This is a genomic window from Pseudodesulfovibrio sp. 7M6 (assembly GCF_050058625.1).
GTDB classification, from domain to species: domain Bacteria; phylum Desulfobacterota; class Desulfovibrionia; order Desulfovibrionales; family Desulfovibrionaceae; genus Pseudodesulfovibrio; species Pseudodesulfovibrio salinus.
Genome location: NZ_CP188816.1, coordinates 2,030,080 through 2,046,003 on the forward strand (window position 1 = coordinate 2,030,080; position 15,924 = coordinate 2,046,003).

Genomic DNA, 15,924 nt, shown 5'->3' on the forward strand with positions numbered 1-15,924 from the left:
AGGACCCGAAAGACCGGAACCATGCAACGGCATTATAAATGTTCGCTTCTTGGGTCTAACGTCATAGACATATACCAACGTGCGAGATATGAAGGTGGCGTAGACCCGTATGCATAAGTTACGCAACGGACGCTTTCGGAAAGAGAGAGGGGAACATGCAAAAAAGCGCTATTGATACCGGGATTCTCCTGGAAACAGGAACAAATGAACTCGAAATCCTTGAATTCTACATCAATGAGACCTTGGAAGACGGCAAGGAAGTGAAGAACTTCTTCGGCATCAATGTCGCCAAGGTCATGCAGGTCATAGAAACTCCTAATCTGGAACCGCCGGAATCGGCGCCCCACCCCTCCTTCATGGGGACAATTCCCTTGCGGGACATCATCCTGCCAGTTCTCGATCTCTCTGTCTGGCTGGAACTGAACATGCCGAAAACGGAACGGGACATCGTTATCGTTACCGAATTCAGCAAGACCGTCACCGGCTTCCTGGTTTCCGGCGTTACGGAAATCCATCGCGTAGGCTGGGGCGAGGTCATTCCCCCCACCAGTGTCATCACCCAGTCCACGGACTCCATAGTCGGGCTTGTGGACAAGAACGACCATTTCATTCAGCTGCTGGACCTGGAAACCATTCTCACGCAAATAGAACCCGAGGTAAAATCCGACATCACTGTCTCGGAAAAGGAATACAAGGTTCTGGTCGCCGACGACTCCGCCACCATCCGGACAATGCTGGAGCAGCAGTTGACCAAAGCCAACTTCAAGCCGCAGATCACTACGAACGGTGATGAGGCGCTCAAGGCGATAATGAGCCTCAAGCGGAAGGCCGAAGAGGAAGGCAAGGATATCACCGAGTACGTGAATGTAGTGGTCTCGGATATCGAGATGCCCCTTATGGACGGTTTCTCCCTGACCAAAAATATCAAGACCGATCCAGTCTTGCAAAAGCTCCCGGTCATATTGTATTCTTCCATCATTACAAAGGAACTCAAACATAAGGGCGACTCCGTTGGTGCCGATTTGCAGATCACCAAGCCGGACCTCCATACCATACCGGAAAAAGCCATCGCACTTATTGAAGGAAAAAGCGCTTGACCGAATTGTATCCCGGGGACCATGTCCTCGAAGTTTTTCTTGAAGAAACCGTTGAACGACTCGACTCTGTCGAGTCCGGCCTTTTGCGTCTTGAAAACGGGACAGGCGACAGTGCCACACTGATCAATTCCATCTTCCGCGATGCCCACTCGGTCAAGGCCGGGGCCAACCTGCTCAAGCTTGCCAATATAGAGACCCTGGCCCACAAGCTGGAAAACATTCTTGAAATGATCCGCCGTGGGGAGATTCAGGTTACCGAGATGATCATCACGGCCTCGCTGGAATCCATCGATAAACTGCGAGAGTTGTTGGGAAACGTGGAAAACAGTGATGAAATATCCATCCGCCTGCACACGGCCATGCTGGAAATGGCACTGAAAAAGGCGCAGGAAGAAGCCTGATCCGCCCCCCGATTAGAAAATGAAAACAAAAAAGGCCGTATCCATTTGGACACGGCCTTTTTTTTGGCGGTGTAGCGCGTTAGTTTTCCAGAGTCCGAAGCAAATCGTCAGCTTCCTGCATCCGGGAGAAAGACGTGTTTTTGAACACCTCTCCCTCCACGGCCTTCAAGAATTCATCATAGCTCATGAGTGTAAAATCCATATGTATGCCCTTGGTCTTGAAATAAAGCCCGAGAAAAGCCGTCAACGGTTCGTCCATGAGAACCTTGGCTATCTCCCGGCCATCGGCGGCTGAAGTGAACGGTTTGTTCATGCCGCCCAGATGAAAGACATCCAGCCCGCTCTGTCCATCGGTGACAACGCCAAGCAGATTGAAGGTTTTCAGCCGGAAAATGAAGTCATCGTCGAGGTTTGGAAACTCAAGGATATCCTTTTTCGGAAACACACCGGCAAAGACCATCTTTCCATCTTCATCAGCCATGGTATGCCGAAAGGCAAGTTCGTCCCGATTGCGCCGGGCCGCCTTGACCGTCTCGTACAGATCGCAGGCAAAGGCCAGCTTCAAATCCTGCATCACTTTCTCGTCCATATTCTCTCCAATGGCTAGATGATTCCGTGCAGTGCACCGCCGGGTGCGCCCAGGGCGTCCACTCGCTTTTCAATTTCAGGATCAGGCACCAGCGGCGGTGCGTGGTAGGTCTTGAGCCGGGCATCGATGACAATTGCTTTTTTTGCTCCCCAGTGCTTGGCATGGGTAAAGCCCTCCACCCCGTACATATCCGTTGCCGGGTCCGAACGGGTAAAGGCGACCCAAAGAAAGTTGTCCCAATCCTTTGCTGTGAATCCGGCATCGTCGGCAACAACGATCATGGGGAACCCTTCTATTCCCCGCACCTTTTCCAGCGAGGCGGCCAAGCGTTCCATGCCGGGGTCCTGCTGATCCCGTTTCCGCTGGTGCTTTGGGCCCTTCAGGACCAGAATACCCGGTACGAACACCATTGGGTCGCGGAAACCTCGGGGCAAATCCATACCGGCCGGAAGTTCGACGGCAAGTTCGCGTTTCCGCTCTCCGGCCGCGGCAAAAATAAGCTTTGAGCCCTGATTCAGACTGATGCCCGAGTAGTCGAGGGTATCGATGGTCGTTCGGGTGATGAAGTGCAGGTCACGAGTCAGGTCCACCCGCTCAAGCATGTGGCGGAAAAAAACAGGTACGTCATGGCAGGTCACGCCGGGCTGAAGATCCTCCGCCGCCGCTATCAGAACATATTTGGACAATGCCGTCTGCGTGGTGCCGAGCAGGGACATTGCATTGGTCAGCAGCTCCTGCGGCTGACGCTGGGCGGCATAGGGGACATACCGCTCGCTGCCCACGGCCAGAAGCAGAGGATGCACTCCGGCCGCGTCCACGGCATGAACCGCATGGACTCCGGCAAAGACCGAAGGTACAAGGTCGGCCGTCAGTTCATGAATGAATGTCCCGAACACCGTATCCTCCTGCGGAGGGCGGCCAACCGTTGTAAAGGGCCAGATCGCGTCGTCACGGTGATAGACCCGATCCACCTTGAGCACCGGAAAATCATGGGCAAGGCTGTAGTAGCCGAGATGGTCCCCGAACGGTCCTTCTGGCTTTGCCTCGCACTGCTCCAATGTACCGCTGATGCAGAAATCCGCTTCGGCCAGAATGGGCAGGCCATTGCTCTGCGGCACCATGCCGATACGATGCCCGGCCATTGCACCGGCAAAGAAGAGTTCCGGCAGGCCATCCGGCAACGGCATGACGGCTGCCAGCGTCATGGCCGGAGCCCCGCCGATAAAAATATTCACCCTGAGCGGCTGGTTGCGACGAATGGCCTCCGCATGGTGCGGACCGATTCCACGATGAATCTGGTAGTGCAGCCCCACTTCGCGGTCCGGCACATAGTCATTGCCCGTCAACTGCACCCGGTACATGCCGAGATTGGAACCGCCATAGCCGGGATTGGCCGGGTCTTCGGTGTAGACTTGGGGAAGCGTAACGTAACTGCCGCCGTCCATGGGCCAGGAGACGAGATGCGGCAGCCGGGATATCGAGGTCTCATTTTGCAGCACCGGGCCTGTCGTCATTTTCTTCGGCAATGTATGCCAGGCCGTCATGGGTGCACCAAGGTATCGCCATGGATGTTTCACCGCCTCCATGGGATTCAGCTTGAGCCGCATCAATTCCCGAACCATTCCTACGGTGTCGCGAAAGATGAAATGCATCCGGTCCATGGTGCCATAAAGATTGGCAGCCATGGGAAAACGGCATCCCTTGACGTTGGTGAAGAGCAGCGCGGGGCCACCGGCTCGGTATACACGGCGCTGGATGGCACCGATCTCGAGCCGGGCATCCACGCTTTTTTCTATGCGAACAAGTTCGCCTCTTGCCTCAAGAGCTTCGAGGCACTCCCTGGTGTTCCTGTATCCCATGGTAATTCCCGTCGGTTGTTTCAGTCAGACAATCTAGACGGAAAAGGGGAAAAAGTTAAGAAGAGAAATGAAGTGGGCAAGGAAATGGAAGTGGAAGTGGAACAAGAACAGTCGATTTATGCGGACGGAGGCAAACCACACCAGACGCAATCAAAATCCATGGTCTGCAACCTGGCGAGCCGCACATCCTCACCAAAGCCAAAAGGCTTGAGCCGTCGCGAAAACCTGTTGCGACAGGTATTGCAGTAGAATCGCGGGTACTTGCAAATCAGGCAATAAGGCTGATAGTCATCGCAGTCAGCACTGTTCCAAGGACGGCGATGGCCCAACACACACTGCCGCCTGAAAAAAACACATTCGGAACAACGGTTTGACATAGTTGAGAGTTTACGCATCAACGAACCTCCAAATAAACTGATTTCCCAGTCTCGGAGAAAACCACAATCCGTCCAGACAGAATATTATTTTTTTGGCAGTCGGCATTTGAGCAGGCGTTAGATTAGCGATCCAAACCCCTCACACATCTTTGCCTTACGCCCGAGTTGTGATAAGTATAAAAGAGTACAAAGCAGTCAAGGAGACAGCACCATGCCCCTGATGACTTGGGATGAAATCATGTCCGTAGGCGTCGAGGAACTCGACGAACAGCACCGTCAACTCATACTCCTCATCAACGAAGCCTACGCGGCACTGCAACGCCACGACGAGCATCAAATGGCAGAAATAATCGCAAAGATGCAGCAGTACGCCAAAACCCACTTCGAAATAGAAGAAGGATACATGCAGCGAGATGGGTATCCGGAAATATCCAGACACAAGGCGCAACACGCAACATTCACCAGGACAGTATCCGATTTTCGCGCAAACCTGGACACCCACACGAATCTCTCAAAGATATTCGTATTCCTCAGCCGCTGGCTGGCAACACATATCCTGGAGTCGGACAAGGAATATGTTCCCTACCTTGTATCCGAGAGGTCGGACAACTGATTACTCACCCCGAATACGGTAGAAATCATCCGCAAACTTCTGCATGACTTCATCCACGTCATCCAGCACTTCTTTTTTGAGGTCGTGCGAGGTGGGGGCCACACCCATGGTAGCGGTATCCCAATAGACCGTACGGGGAGGAATACCGAACTCAAAGTTAAGATGGTAGGCATTGACACCGGAGCGTGTACGCAGGCTCATGACCTTCATAATGATGTAGCCGACATTTTCCAGCTTGAGGCCTTCGGCTGGATAATTGTCCACTACGGCATCATTGTTGACCAACATTCCCCGCATCCGTTTGGTAAAGCTGTCAATGGCATAGTTGCGCACTTCGTCAACCGAGAGTCCTCCGCCATCCACATCGACAAAGACCATGATATCGTCAAGAATGCTGACCTTGCGAAACTTCTCCGCATTGTCGTCAGCTGCGGCGGGCGATGTGAAAAGAACAAATACTGCCAGCATACAAAGAAGAATTACTTTATTTCGCATGATTGACCTCGTCTGGTTGGAGTATGCAATTCCTTAACACAGTTGGATCGGTCCATGAACCCATTATATGAACAAAAGAAAAGGACTCATCGACATATTGCCGATAAGTCCTTGATATTCATGGTGGGCTATGTTGGATTCGAACCAACGACCTCTTGCTCCGGAGGCAAGCACTCTATCCAACTGAGCTAATAGCCCACTTCTCAACTGAATGGAACGATGTAGCTATACCCCGTCCCAGCCTTTGTCAAGGATATCATGCCATGAATGAAACGACATTCCTCCCGGCCTTGAGGCGTCTCCGGGGATTTGCCCTTGCGGCCCACCACCTAGTAACAGTATACTGAAAAATAGAGGCCACACGGCCAAGCCACCCCTAACGGAGCAATGAATGAAGAACAAACGGATCATACTGGCCGTAACGGGAGCCAGCGGCACACTCTACGCACATACCCTTGCCCGCGCACTAGCCGAATGCGAAAATCTTGAGTTGCATCTCATAATATCGGACGCCGCACGCAAGGTCATGGAGATGGAGACCGACCTCTCGATGGAAGATTTCAGCCCCCTGGCTGCAGCAGTGCACCGGGCCGATGATATAGGCGCCCCCCCTGCCAGCGGCTCATGGCTGCACCACGGCATGGTCGTCTGCCCGTGCTCCATGGCCTCCCTCTCGGCCATAGCAACGGGACGAGGTGACAATCTCATCCACCGCGCGGCCGACGTCGCACTCAAGGAACGGCGCAAGCTCATCCTGGTCCCGCGCGAAACGCCGTTATCAGCCATTCATTTAAAAAACATGCTCGCGGCGGACCGGGCGGGAGCCATCATCCTCCCGGCATGTCCGGGGTTCTACCACCGGCCCGCAAGCATCGACGACCTGGCTGCACAACTGGCCGGGAAAATACTGGATCAACTCGATATCCCCCACGCCCTGTTCTCGCGCTGGGGAGAATAACAAGGAGGCAATCTATGGAAATCACCTGGTATGGTCATGCGACATTCGCCATCAAGACCGACAACGGCACAGTACTTATCGATCCTTTTTTCGATGGCAATCCGAGCGCCCCGATATCCTGGAAAGAAGTGGAGAATTGCGACCTCATCCTGCTGACGCACGATCACGGCGACCATCTGGGGCAGGCGTTGCAACTGGCAACCAAACACAACGTTGAGATCGTGGGCATGTTCGACGTCATCCGCCCGCTGTTCGATCAGGGGCTTCCCGAGAACCTAGGTGTCGGCATGAATATCGGCGGAACGGTAAACCGCCTCGGCATTGATATTCAGATGGTCCAGGCCCTGCACTCCTCAGTCCACGGAGCCCCCGCCGGCTACATTATCACGCTGCCCGACGGCACCTGTATCTACGATGCGGGCGATACCGGTCTCTTTGGAGATATGGGCCTCTTTGCGGAATTTCACGACATAGACATCGCCATCCTGCCCATCGGCGGCCACTTCACCATGGATGCAAAGCAGGCGGCCTATGCCTGCAAGCTGCTCAAGTGCCGCACCCTCATTCCGCAGCACTGGGGGACCTTCCCGGTTTTGGCTCAAAATACCGAGGCCCTGGCCAAACATCTCGCGGAGCTGGCCCCGGATACCGACCTCAATATATTGAAGATAGGAGAACCCCGCACCTTTTAGCCGTGCGAGGCTTTCAGTTCCCGAAGCGCGGCGTGGATCTTCGCGCCGCGCTTTTTGCCGATGCCCGGCAAGGACTCGATGTCCTGCAAACCAGCCTCGGCCATGGCATCCAGCGATTCAAACCGATCCCAAAGAATACGGGCCGTTTTCTCCCCCACACCGGGCAATGAGGTCACCTCACTGCTCAAAACGGCCTTTTTCCTCGCCCGGCGCTGCCTTCCGATGACAAATCGGTGAGCCTCATCCCGCATCCGCTGCAAAAACAGCAGCTCCGGGCTTCCGGGTTTGAGATTCATGGGATTCTTCCGGCCCGGCCTGAAGATCACGTCCCCCAGTTCGCCTGCACGTCGCGTCTCGCCTTTTGCTATGGAAGCAAGCTCCCAACACGTATCCTCGCTACAATCCGCAAGAGCCTGCCCCACGGCAGCCAGTTGTCCCTTGCCGCCATCCAGCAAAACAAGGTCGGGCCACGGCGGTCCCGACTCCACTCTGCGCCGGGCCCAGGATGCCAGTGCGGCGTAGTCGTCCCCCGTCCCCTCAAGCTCAGGAAATGCATAAAGCCGTGACGCTTCCTTATCCCGACGCCCCTCATCAAAAACCACCTGCCCAACGCGCATGTCCTGGCCTCCCAGATGGGAAGCGTCCACACATTCGATGCGGATCGGCTCCTCCGCCAATCGCAATGCCTTCTGCAACCTGGAGGAGATCGTCTCCTTGTGCTCTCCGCCACGACGGGCAACGGACCGGGCGATTTCCAGCAACTGCTTTTCCTGCGTGGTATGCGGCGGGATAATGCGCACCCGCCCTTCTCGCCGTTCCGAAAGCACCTGCTGCAAGGCCTCGTCGTCTTCCACGTGAGGTGCGACAATGAGGGGAGGAATGAATCGACCGGGTCCATAAAACTGGGCAAGAAAGCTGGCAATGGCCTCCGGCCCTTCCTCCAGGGTCAGCCCGGGCCAAAAAAAGGATTGTTGGTCCAGCAGTCGCCCCTGTCGGATAAAGAGCAGGCCGAGCCCGAGACCGGCTTCAGTTTCCGATAGCCCGACGACATCCCGGTCACGATTATCGTGTATTACCGCCACCTGTCCTTCAACGGTCTGGCGTACGGCCCGAATCTGGTCGCGATACCCGGCGGCGCGCTCAAACTCCAAAGCCGCCGAGGCCTCAGCCATTCGCTTTTCCAACTGGGCCACAAGGTCGCCGGACTTTCCGGAAAGCAACATCTCCACCCGGTGCACCTGATCGGCATAGAGCGAACGGTCAACGTCTTTTACGCAAGGAGCGAAGCATTGATGAATGTCATGGTACAGGCACGGCCGGACCCGATTCTTGAAGACATGGTCCGAACATTTGCGCAGGGGAAACACCTTGCCCAGCAGTTTCCAAGTGGTACGGGCGGCAGCCGCCGATGTGAAGGGACCGAAATAAACGGCCCGATCCCGGGCCACCTTGCGGGTAATGGTCAATCGGGGAAAGTCCGACCCCTTGTCCAGCTTGAAGAGGACATATTGCTTGTCGTCCTTGAGCACCACATTATAGCGGGGCCGATGCTTTTTGATCAGCCCGTTCTCAAGCAACAGCGCTTCCTTCTCGGTGCCGGTCAGCAGGATATCCACAGACGCCACCTGAGACACCAAAGCCTTTGTTTTTGGCGTATGGCCGCTATTGCGCTGGAAGTATGAGGAAAGGCGCCGCCGCAGCCGTTTCGCCTTGCCCACATATATGATGCGGCCCCGGCTATTCTTCATAAGATAGACGCCAGGGGTGTCGGGAAAATCGGCGGCAAAAAATTTGAACTTCTCTGTCATGACTGTGTGTGATTTTTCCTACAGTTTTTTGTTTGAAACAACCATACCGTATTCCAACTCCCAAATCACCTCTTTTGCTTTTGCAAGCTAACTTGTTAAAATTTAAATAGTTATAAAATATTTTTAAAAGTTGGAGTTCATTTTTTTTGCCGGTAAAAAAATTTTAACCGTTGTGTATTTTTTTGCCAAAACCCCTTGCCAAATCAATTGCAGTTGCGGTAAAGAGAATTCCAGTAAAGGCGTTTACTTGGTTTTTAATCGCAAAAAAAGGAAGAATTAACATGAAACGTATTATCGTGCTTGCAGCTCTCTGCGCCTTCGTGCTCAGCTTTGCTGCTGTCGCTTCTGCTGCTGACATCAAAGCCAGCGGCGCCTGGGGCGTTGAGGCCGTTTGGCAGGACAACTGGGGCTTCAACGACGACACCGCTGCCGGTCAGCAGACCAAGCGGTTCCGCATCGCTCAGCGTGCCGACACCGTCTTCGAGTTCATCGCCAACGAGAACCTGAAGGCCGTTCTGTACACCCGTTACGGCGCTCAGAACTGGGGCGAGCGTAGCTTCATGGTCAGCGAAGGCGACAACGGCCAGAACACCGCCCTGGAGAACCGTATCACGGTTCGCCGTGCTTACCTGGACTTCAACTGGCCTGACACCACCATCAATGTCAAAGCCGGTTACCAGGCCATGTCCCTGCCCGCCGCTTTCGGTGGTGGTTCCATGATCCTGGATGACGAGATCGCCGGTGCCACCGTTTCCGGTCAGATCACCGACAACGTCGGCTACCTGCTCGGCTATGCCCGCGCCTACAACGATGATGGTACCAATGGTTCTGGCGATAACTACCTGAACCAGGTTGACGCTTGGGTTGCCGCGGTCCCCATGACCTTCGACGGCTTCTCCCTGACCCCGTTCGGTATGTACGCTCCCATCGGCAGCGGCTTCCAGGTTAATGACGTCACCGCTACTCCCAACGGCTCCAAAAAGGCCGCTCTGATGGGCGTCGTGGCTCAGAACGCCTCTGATGCTGCTACCGGCAACAGCTACAACAACGCTTACTGGCTCGGCGCTGCCTTCACCATGGATCTTTTTGATCCGTTCGTCCTGGCCGCTGACTTCAACTATGGTAAGGTTGACTCCGATCGGAAGCAGAACGAAATGTCCGGTTTCCTGTTCGACCTGGCCTTGGACTACAAGGGCTTTGATTTCATGACCCCCGAGGTCTTCTTCGCCTACACCTCTGGTGAAGACGGAAACGCCTCCAAGGGCAACGGCTCTTCCGAGCGTATGCCTATGCTGTCCGCTCAGAACTGGGCCATCGGTTCCTTCTTCTTCGGTGGTGACACCCTGTACAACGGTGCCATCAACGGTCAGGATCCGGCCACCCTCGGTTTCTGGGCCCTGGGCCTGACCTTGAAGGACATCCAGTCCTTTGCTGAAGGTCTGACCCACACCGCTACCATCCTGTACGCTCAGGGTACCAACGACAAGTCCGTTGGTTCTGCGTACACCACTGCTGCTAACCAGGGTAGCGTCAACAACCTCAGCTACGGCAACACCCTCACCGAGGAAGACCACCTTGTTGAAGTTGACTTCAACACCGCCTACAAGGTGTACGATGGTCTGACCATGACCTTGGATCTGGGCTACATCAATGCTGACTTCGACACTTCCGTCTGGGGTCAGGACAATAAGGGCGGCGACGCCTGGAAGGTTAGCACCGGTATCATCTACCAGTTCTAATCAGGTTGTAGCTACAACCGTTAGCTGAATACCCAAGTAACGCCCAGAGGGCCGGGGAGTGCAAACCCCGGCCCTCTTTTTTTGCGTCCAATCCCATGGAAAGCGCTCCTTTTACCGACTCGACTTTTGATCGACGGTCGGCTATACCTTGGCTCCCCGCCGCACCGCAGAACGACGCGGCGCAAAAAGCTACAACACCCAGCACAGAGGTGTGCCATGTCCTGCAATAGACTTACATACAAAAGCAAAGAGGATTGGGCCCCCATAGAGGCCCGGATGGACGAACGCCGCAACCCGGATGACAAGGTTGACGCCATTGTCCGGGACATTCTTGCGGATGTGAAGGTTCGCGGCGATGAAGCGCTGGCCGAATATACCCGCAAGTTCGACTGTGAAGCCTTTACCCCGGCAATGCTCAAGGTCAGCCCGGAAGCCATTGCCCAGGCCCTGGAAGATATTCCGACTGACGACGCGGCCATCCTGGAAGAAGCAATCACCCGCATCCGTACTTTTCACGCCAATCAGAAAGAAAAATCCTGGTGGACCACCAACGAGGATGGCACCATCCTCGGCCAGATGGTGCGCCCGGTGGACCGCGTCGGTCTCTACGTTCCCGGCGGTCAGGGTGGTGAAACTCCGCTCATTTCCAGCCTGATCATGAATGCCGTCCCGGCGCAGGTTGCCGGGGTTGAATCCATTGCCGTCACCTCGCCGCCGCGCAAGGATGGCACCTTGAATCCGTACATTCTGGCTACCGCCGCCCTGCTTGGTCTGGATGAAGTTTACCTGACCGGATCGGCCTGGGCCATAGCGGCTCTCGCCTTTGGTACGGAAACAATTGCTCCCTGCGACGTTTTGGCGGGTCCGGGCAATATCTTCGTTGCCACGGCCAAGTCCCAACTCATCGGCCAGGTGGGAATCGACATGGTTGCCGGCCCCAGCGAAATCGCCATCCTCGCCGATTCCTCCGCCAATCCTTCCTGGCTGGCGGCGGACATGCTTTCCCAGGCGGAACACGACCCTCTGGCGGCGGCCATTCTGGTCACGCCGGATGCTGATCTGGCCGACAAGGTGTGCTTGGAATTGGAAGACCGCTGTGCGGCTTTGCCCCGTTGCCGGATTGCCGGAAGCTCACTTGAAAAATGGGGCATGGTCGTCACCGTGCCTGATCAGACAACGGGTATGGATCTGATCAACCGACTGGCTCCCGAACACCTGGAACTGGCTGTTGCCGATCCGTGGTCCATCGTCGGGCAGGTTCGCCACGCCGGTGCCATCTTCATGGGCCACTATTCACCGGAACCGGTGGGCGACTACTTTGCCGGTCCCAACCACGTGTTGCCGACCTTGCGCACAGTGCGTTTTTCTTCCGCCCTTTCCGTTCAGAACTTCTGCAAGAAGTCCAGCATCATCGCCACCTCCGAGGGGTATGTGGCGGAACATGGCGGCAAGATAGCCCGGCTGGCCCGGCTGGAAGGCCTGGAAGCCCACGCCAGAAGCGTGGAATGCCGTACCAAATAACTGTCCATTTCATAAAATATATAGAGAGGGAAAACCAATGGCTGTTCTTGAAACCGCAATCACCGAATACCCGCTGGTATCCAAGGGAAAAGTCCGTGACATCTATGCCGTGGGCGATGACCAGCTGCTGCTGGTAACCACCGACCGCATTTCCGCCTTCGACGTTGTCATGCCCGACCCCATCGAGGACAAAGGCAAGGTGCTCAACCAGATCACCCTGTTCTGGATGGATATGATGAAGGATCTGGTGCCCAACCACATTGTTGCCACCAATGTGGACGACTACCCCGAACCGCTGCGCAAATACAAGGCCGAACTTCAGGACCGCTCCGTGCTGGCCAAGAAGGCCAAGCCCCTGCCCATCGAATGTATCGTCCGCGGTTTCATCACCGGTTCCGGCTGGTCGGACTACAAGAAGACCGGCACGGTATGCGGCCACAAGCTGCCTGCCAATCTTCAGGAATCCGAGATGCTGGAGACCCCCCTCTTCACCCCTTCCACCAAGGCCGAACTTGGCCTGCACGATGAGAACATCACGCTTGAAAAAGCCGCCGAACTCATCGGCGAGGAAATGATGCGCAAGGTGGAAGACCTGACCCTTTCCATCTACAGCCGCGCCCGCGACTACGCCAAGGAACGGGGTATTCTCATTGCGGATACCAAATTCGAATTCGGCACCCTGGACGGCGAACTGATCCTCATCGACGAAGTGCTCACGCCCGATTCTTCCCGCTTCTGGCCCATGGAGGGCTACAAGCCGGGACAGTCCCAGCCCAGCTTTGACAAGCAGTACTTCCGCGACTGGCTGGTCGAAATCGGCTTCAACAAGCAGCCGCCCGCACCGGGCATCCCGGCCGAAATCGCTTCCCGCACCCGAGAGAATTATCTGAACGCATACCGGTTGCTGACCGGCTCAGACCTCAAGCTGTAAGGATGTCGTTATGATGGAATGGTTGCAACTGATCGGCCTGTTTGTGCTGGCTATGATCGTGGGCAACCTCATCCGCCGCAAGATGGGCGGGGGAGGCTGAGGCCCCGGCAAGAACCAATGCGGCTGGAAGCCGCCTGCGGATAAGGATGACGAAAAATAGCGAATACGAGAGGAGGCGACGGGCTTGACAGTTACGTCGATTGAAACTAATAAACCTCCTCTTGCCTTGCTCTCTCCCGTTGTTGGGCGAGGGCCTATGACCAAAAGGAGATATACGAATGGTTAACAACTACGAGACGCTCGTCCTTCTCTCCCCCGAGCTGGCCGAGGAAAACAGGAAGGAAATCCTGGGTTCCCTCACCGGCATCGTGGAACGCGAAGGCGGCAAAATGGTCGAGACCGACGATTGGGGCATGCGCCAGCTGGCCTACCCCGTGCAGAAGCAGACCCGCGGATACTATGTGCGCCTGGTCTTCGAGGCCCCCGGCGCCCTGGTGGCCGAGCTGGAACGCAACATCCGCATCACCGACGGCATTTTCAAGTTCATGACCGTCAAACTGGCTGCCTAGGAGGTCTGAACCATGGCATTCCGCAAGAAATTCACCCCGAGGAAGAAGTTCTGCCGCTTCTGCGCGGACAAGGACCTGCCCCTGGACTACAAGCGCCCGGACATCCTGCGTGACTTCGTTACCGAACGCGGCAAGATCATTGCCCGTCGCATCACCGGCACCTGCGCAAAGCACCAGCGTGCCCTGACCAACGAGATCAAGCGCGCCCGGCAGATGGCCCTTCTGTTCTACACCACCGTTCACAGCACTGATGTGAAGAAGCGGAGCTCCATGTAGGAGTCGAGGAGGGATACATGAAACTTATCTTACGCGCTGACGTCGACGCTCTGGGTCGACTCGGAGATATTGTCACCGTCAAGCCCGGTTACGGCCGCAACTACCTGATTCCCCAGGGACTTGCCAAGCCCGCTTCCGAGGCTAACCTCAAGGCTTTTGAGCTGGAGCGGCGCAAGCTGCAGGCCGAGGCCGATTCCCTGCGCACCCAGGCCGAAGGTCTGGCCGAACGCATTGCCGCCTCTCCCGTGGAGATTCGCGTGCGTGTCGGTGAAGGCGACAAGCTGTACGGCTCCGTCACCTCCGCCAACATCGCCGATGCCATGGAAGCTGCCGGTATCGAGATTGATCGTCGCAAAATTATCCTCGAAGAGCCCATCCGTGCTCTGGGTGATTTCGAAATCGAAATCAAACTGCACCCGGATGTTCGCGGTGAGCTGAAGCTCAGCGTCCTCCGCGAGGGCGGCGCCATCGAGGAAGACGTCATCGAGGAAACCGCAACCGAAGCCGTAGAGGCGATCGAGGAAACTGAAGCAACCGATGCCCAGTCCGAAGACGCCGAAACAGTCGAAGCCTAACTCCGGCCAATACGACAACAACTCGGAAGGGGCCCTGGAAAGGGCCTCTTCCGAGCTCCTACGCAAGCTCCCGCCCCAAAACCTTGAGGCGGAACAGGCACTTCTCGGTGCCGTATTCCAATCCCCCAATATTTTTCACGAATTGGTCGATGTCTTGGGTGCGGACGATTTTTACTCCCCCGCCCACCAGACGATCTTCCAGGCCCTGATCGATCTCTACAACCAGCAGCAGCCCATTGATCTAGTGGTGGTCAAGGACCACCTGGAGGCCAAGGGACTCCTGGAAACCGTGGGCGCAGTCTACCTCTTCGAAACCGCGGACTCCGTAGTCAGTGCGGCCAATGCCATGCACTACGCGAAGATCGTCCGCGACAAGTCGATCATGCGCCAGCTCATCGGGGCCTCCAGCAACATCATTACCAACTGCTACGAGTCCACCGATGTGGAAGAGCTGCTGGGTGAATCCGAGAAGGAAATCTTCAAGATCGCCCAGTCCAAGGCCAACAACAACCAGCTCGATTCCAAACGCCTCCTGGACCGCGTTTTTGAAGACCTGACCAAGAAATACGAGAACAAGTCGGCCATCACGGGCATCGCGACCCACTACACCGACTTCGACTCCATGACCGCCGGGCTCCAGAACTCGGACCTCATCATCATGGCAGGCCGCCCCTCCATGGGAAAGACCGCCTTTGCCCTGAACGTGGCCCTGCGAGCCGCAGCCAGGTCGGAAACCCCCACCGTCGTGTTCTCGCTCGAAATGAGCATGGAACAGCTCATGACCCGTCTACTTGCCGTGCAGGCCAAGGTGGGGCTCCAAAACCTGCGTACCGGTTTCCTGGAAGACGACGACTGGCAGAAGCTATACGAGGCCGGTGATGTTCTTTCCCGGGCGCCCATCTTCATCGACGACACGCCCGCCCTGTCCACTCTGGAACTCCAGGCCCGCTGCCGCCGCCTCAAGGCGGAGCATAACCTCGGTCTGGTCATTGTGGACTACCTGCAACTCATGCGGGCCAGCCACCGCATTGATTCCCGTGAGCAGGAAATCTCCGAAATCTCGCGTAGCCTCAAGGCCCTGGCCAAGGAACTCAATATCCCGGTCATCGCCCTGTCGCAGCTCAACCGCAAGGTGGAGGAACGTTCGGACAAGCGTCCCATGATGTCCGACCTCCGTGAATCCGGCGCCATCGAACAGGACGCGGATATCATCATCTTCCTCTACCGCGATGCCGCGTACAACAAAAACGAGGACAATCCGCTCAAGAATATTGCCGAGGTCATCATCGCCAAACAGCGTAACGGCCCGGTGGGCAAGTGCGAACTCTTCTTCAAGAAGGAGTTCACCCTGTTTGAGAATCTGGATGCCCCGGCCTTCCCCTCGGAACTGCCCGAGGGAGTCTAACCTCTACCCCGACCATCGC

The 15,924-nt window shown here is 56.0% G+C and carries 17 protein-coding genes and 1 tRNA gene; 13 read left to right on the forward strand and 5 right to left on the reverse strand.

All coding sequences use genetic code 11. The features are described 5' to 3' along the window. The first annotated feature begins 155 nt into the window (after window positions 1–155). Entirely contained in the window at window positions 156–1,097 is a 942-nt protein-coding gene (locus tag ACI0FG_RS09740) for a chemotaxis protein (protein ID WP_419784802.1), read from the forward strand. After that, complete coding sequence (locus ACI0FG_RS09745) at window positions 1,094–1,498, forward strand: Hpt domain-containing protein (protein ID WP_419784803.1); 405 nt, start codon at window positions 1,094–1,096, stop codon at window positions 1,496–1,498. Before ACI0FG_RS09740 ends, ACI0FG_RS09745 begins: the two co-directional genes overlap by 4 nt. A gap of 79 nt (window positions 1,499–1,577) precedes the next feature. Here ACI0FG_RS09745 and ACI0FG_RS09750 read toward each other — a convergent pair whose 3' ends face one another. Further along, the gene (locus tag ACI0FG_RS09750; RefSeq protein ID WP_419784804.1) at window positions 1,578–2,087 is read right to left on the reverse strand and encodes a hypothetical protein; all 510 of its coding nucleotides are present in this window, start codon (window positions 2,085–2,087) and stop codon (window positions 1,578–1,580) included. A gap of 14 nt (window positions 2,088–2,101) precedes the next feature. Beyond that, window positions 2,102–3,946 carry a UbiD family decarboxylase gene (locus ACI0FG_RS09755; protein WP_419784805.1) on the reverse strand — a complete coding sequence of 615 codons (1,845 nt, stop codon included), beginning with the start codon at window positions 3,944–3,946 and terminating at the stop codon, window positions 2,102–2,104. Window positions 3,947–4,018: 72 nt separating this feature from the next. Between ACI0FG_RS09755 and ACI0FG_RS09760 the strand changes: the two genes are divergently transcribed. Both ACI0FG_RS09760 and ACI0FG_RS09765 read left to right on the forward strand, forming a co-directional pair. Further along, window positions 4,019–4,195: a hypothetical protein gene (locus ACI0FG_RS09760; RefSeq protein WP_419784806.1), complete on the forward strand. Its 177-nt coding sequence runs from the start codon at window positions 4,019–4,021 to the stop codon at window positions 4,193–4,195. Window positions 4,196–4,534: 339 nt separating this feature from the next. After that, window positions 4,535–4,936, forward strand: a complete 402-nt coding sequence (locus tag ACI0FG_RS09765; RefSeq protein WP_419784807.1) for a bacteriohemerythrin — start codon at window positions 4,535–4,537, stop codon at window positions 4,934–4,936. Here ACI0FG_RS09765 and ACI0FG_RS09770 read toward each other — a convergent pair whose 3' ends face one another. Next, entirely contained in the window at window positions 4,937–5,431 is a 495-nt protein-coding gene (locus ACI0FG_RS09770; protein WP_419784808.1) for a hypothetical protein, read from the reverse strand. A gap of 121 nt (window positions 5,432–5,552) precedes the next feature. After that, window positions 5,553–5,629, reverse strand: a tRNA-Arg gene (locus tag ACI0FG_RS09775). 193 nt (window positions 5,630–5,822) lie between these two features. Here ACI0FG_RS09775 and ACI0FG_RS09780 point away from each other — a divergent pair. Then, a complete protein-coding gene (locus ACI0FG_RS09780) occupies window positions 5,823–6,389 on the forward strand; it encodes a UbiX family flavin prenyltransferase (protein ID WP_419784809.1) in 567 nt (188 codons plus the stop codon). A 14-nt stretch (window positions 6,390–6,403) separates the two neighbouring features. Beyond that, the gene (locus ACI0FG_RS09785) at window positions 6,404–7,081 is read left to right on the forward strand and encodes a metal-dependent hydrolase (RefSeq protein ID WP_419784810.1); all 678 of its coding nucleotides are present in this window, start codon (window positions 6,404–6,406) and stop codon (window positions 7,079–7,081) included. Here the strand turns inward: ACI0FG_RS09785 and uvrC are convergent. Continuing rightward, window positions 7,078–8,889 carry an excinuclease ABC subunit UvrC gene (uvrC, locus tag ACI0FG_RS09790; protein ID WP_419784811.1) on the reverse strand — a complete coding sequence of 604 codons (1,812 nt, stop codon included), beginning with the start codon at window positions 8,887–8,889 and terminating at the stop codon, window positions 7,078–7,080. The two genes, ACI0FG_RS09785 and uvrC, sit on opposite strands and share 4 nt — an antisense overlap. Before the next feature lie 281 nt (window positions 8,890–9,170). Here uvrC and ACI0FG_RS09795 point away from each other — a divergent pair, with 281 nt between their 5' ends. The 7 genes from ACI0FG_RS09795 (at window position 9,171) to dnaB (ending at window position 15,905) form a co-directional block, all read left to right on the forward strand. Beyond that, a complete protein-coding gene (locus tag ACI0FG_RS09795) occupies window positions 9,171–10,628 on the forward strand; it encodes an outer membrane homotrimeric porin (RefSeq protein WP_419784812.1) in 1,458 nt (485 codons plus the stop codon). Window positions 10,629–10,844: 216 nt separating this feature from the next. Beyond that, window positions 10,845–12,149 (forward strand): histidinol dehydrogenase, encoded by a 1,305-nt coding sequence (hisD, locus tag ACI0FG_RS09800; RefSeq protein WP_419784813.1) that lies wholly within the window; start codon window positions 10,845–10,847, stop codon window positions 12,147–12,149. 37 nt (window positions 12,150–12,186) lie between these two features. Further along, complete coding sequence (locus tag ACI0FG_RS09805) at window positions 12,187–13,080, forward strand: phosphoribosylaminoimidazolesuccinocarboxamide synthase (protein WP_419784814.1); 894 nt, start codon at window positions 12,187–12,189, stop codon at window positions 13,078–13,080. A gap of 278 nt (window positions 13,081–13,358) precedes the next feature. Further along, on the forward strand, window positions 13,359–13,649 hold the full coding sequence (gene rpsF / locus ACI0FG_RS09810) for a 30S ribosomal protein S6 (protein WP_300137760.1): 291 nt from the start codon (window positions 13,359–13,361) through the stop codon (window positions 13,647–13,649). Between the two features lie 12 nt (window positions 13,650–13,661). Next, the gene (gene rpsR / locus ACI0FG_RS09815; protein WP_419784815.1) at window positions 13,662–13,925 is read left to right on the forward strand and encodes a 30S ribosomal protein S18; all 264 of its coding nucleotides are present in this window, start codon (window positions 13,662–13,664) and stop codon (window positions 13,923–13,925) included. Between the two features lie 17 nt (window positions 13,926–13,942). Continuing rightward, entirely contained in the window at window positions 13,943–14,500 is a 558-nt protein-coding gene (gene rplI, locus ACI0FG_RS09820) for a 50S ribosomal protein L9 (protein WP_419784816.1), read from the forward strand. Further along, the gene (gene dnaB / locus ACI0FG_RS09825; protein ID WP_419784817.1) at window positions 14,463–15,905 is read left to right on the forward strand and encodes a replicative DNA helicase; all 1,443 of its coding nucleotides are present in this window, start codon (window positions 14,463–14,465) and stop codon (window positions 15,903–15,905) included. The genes rplI and dnaB overlap by 38 nt, the downstream gene beginning before the upstream one ends. Window positions 15,906–15,924: the final 19 nt, after the last annotated feature.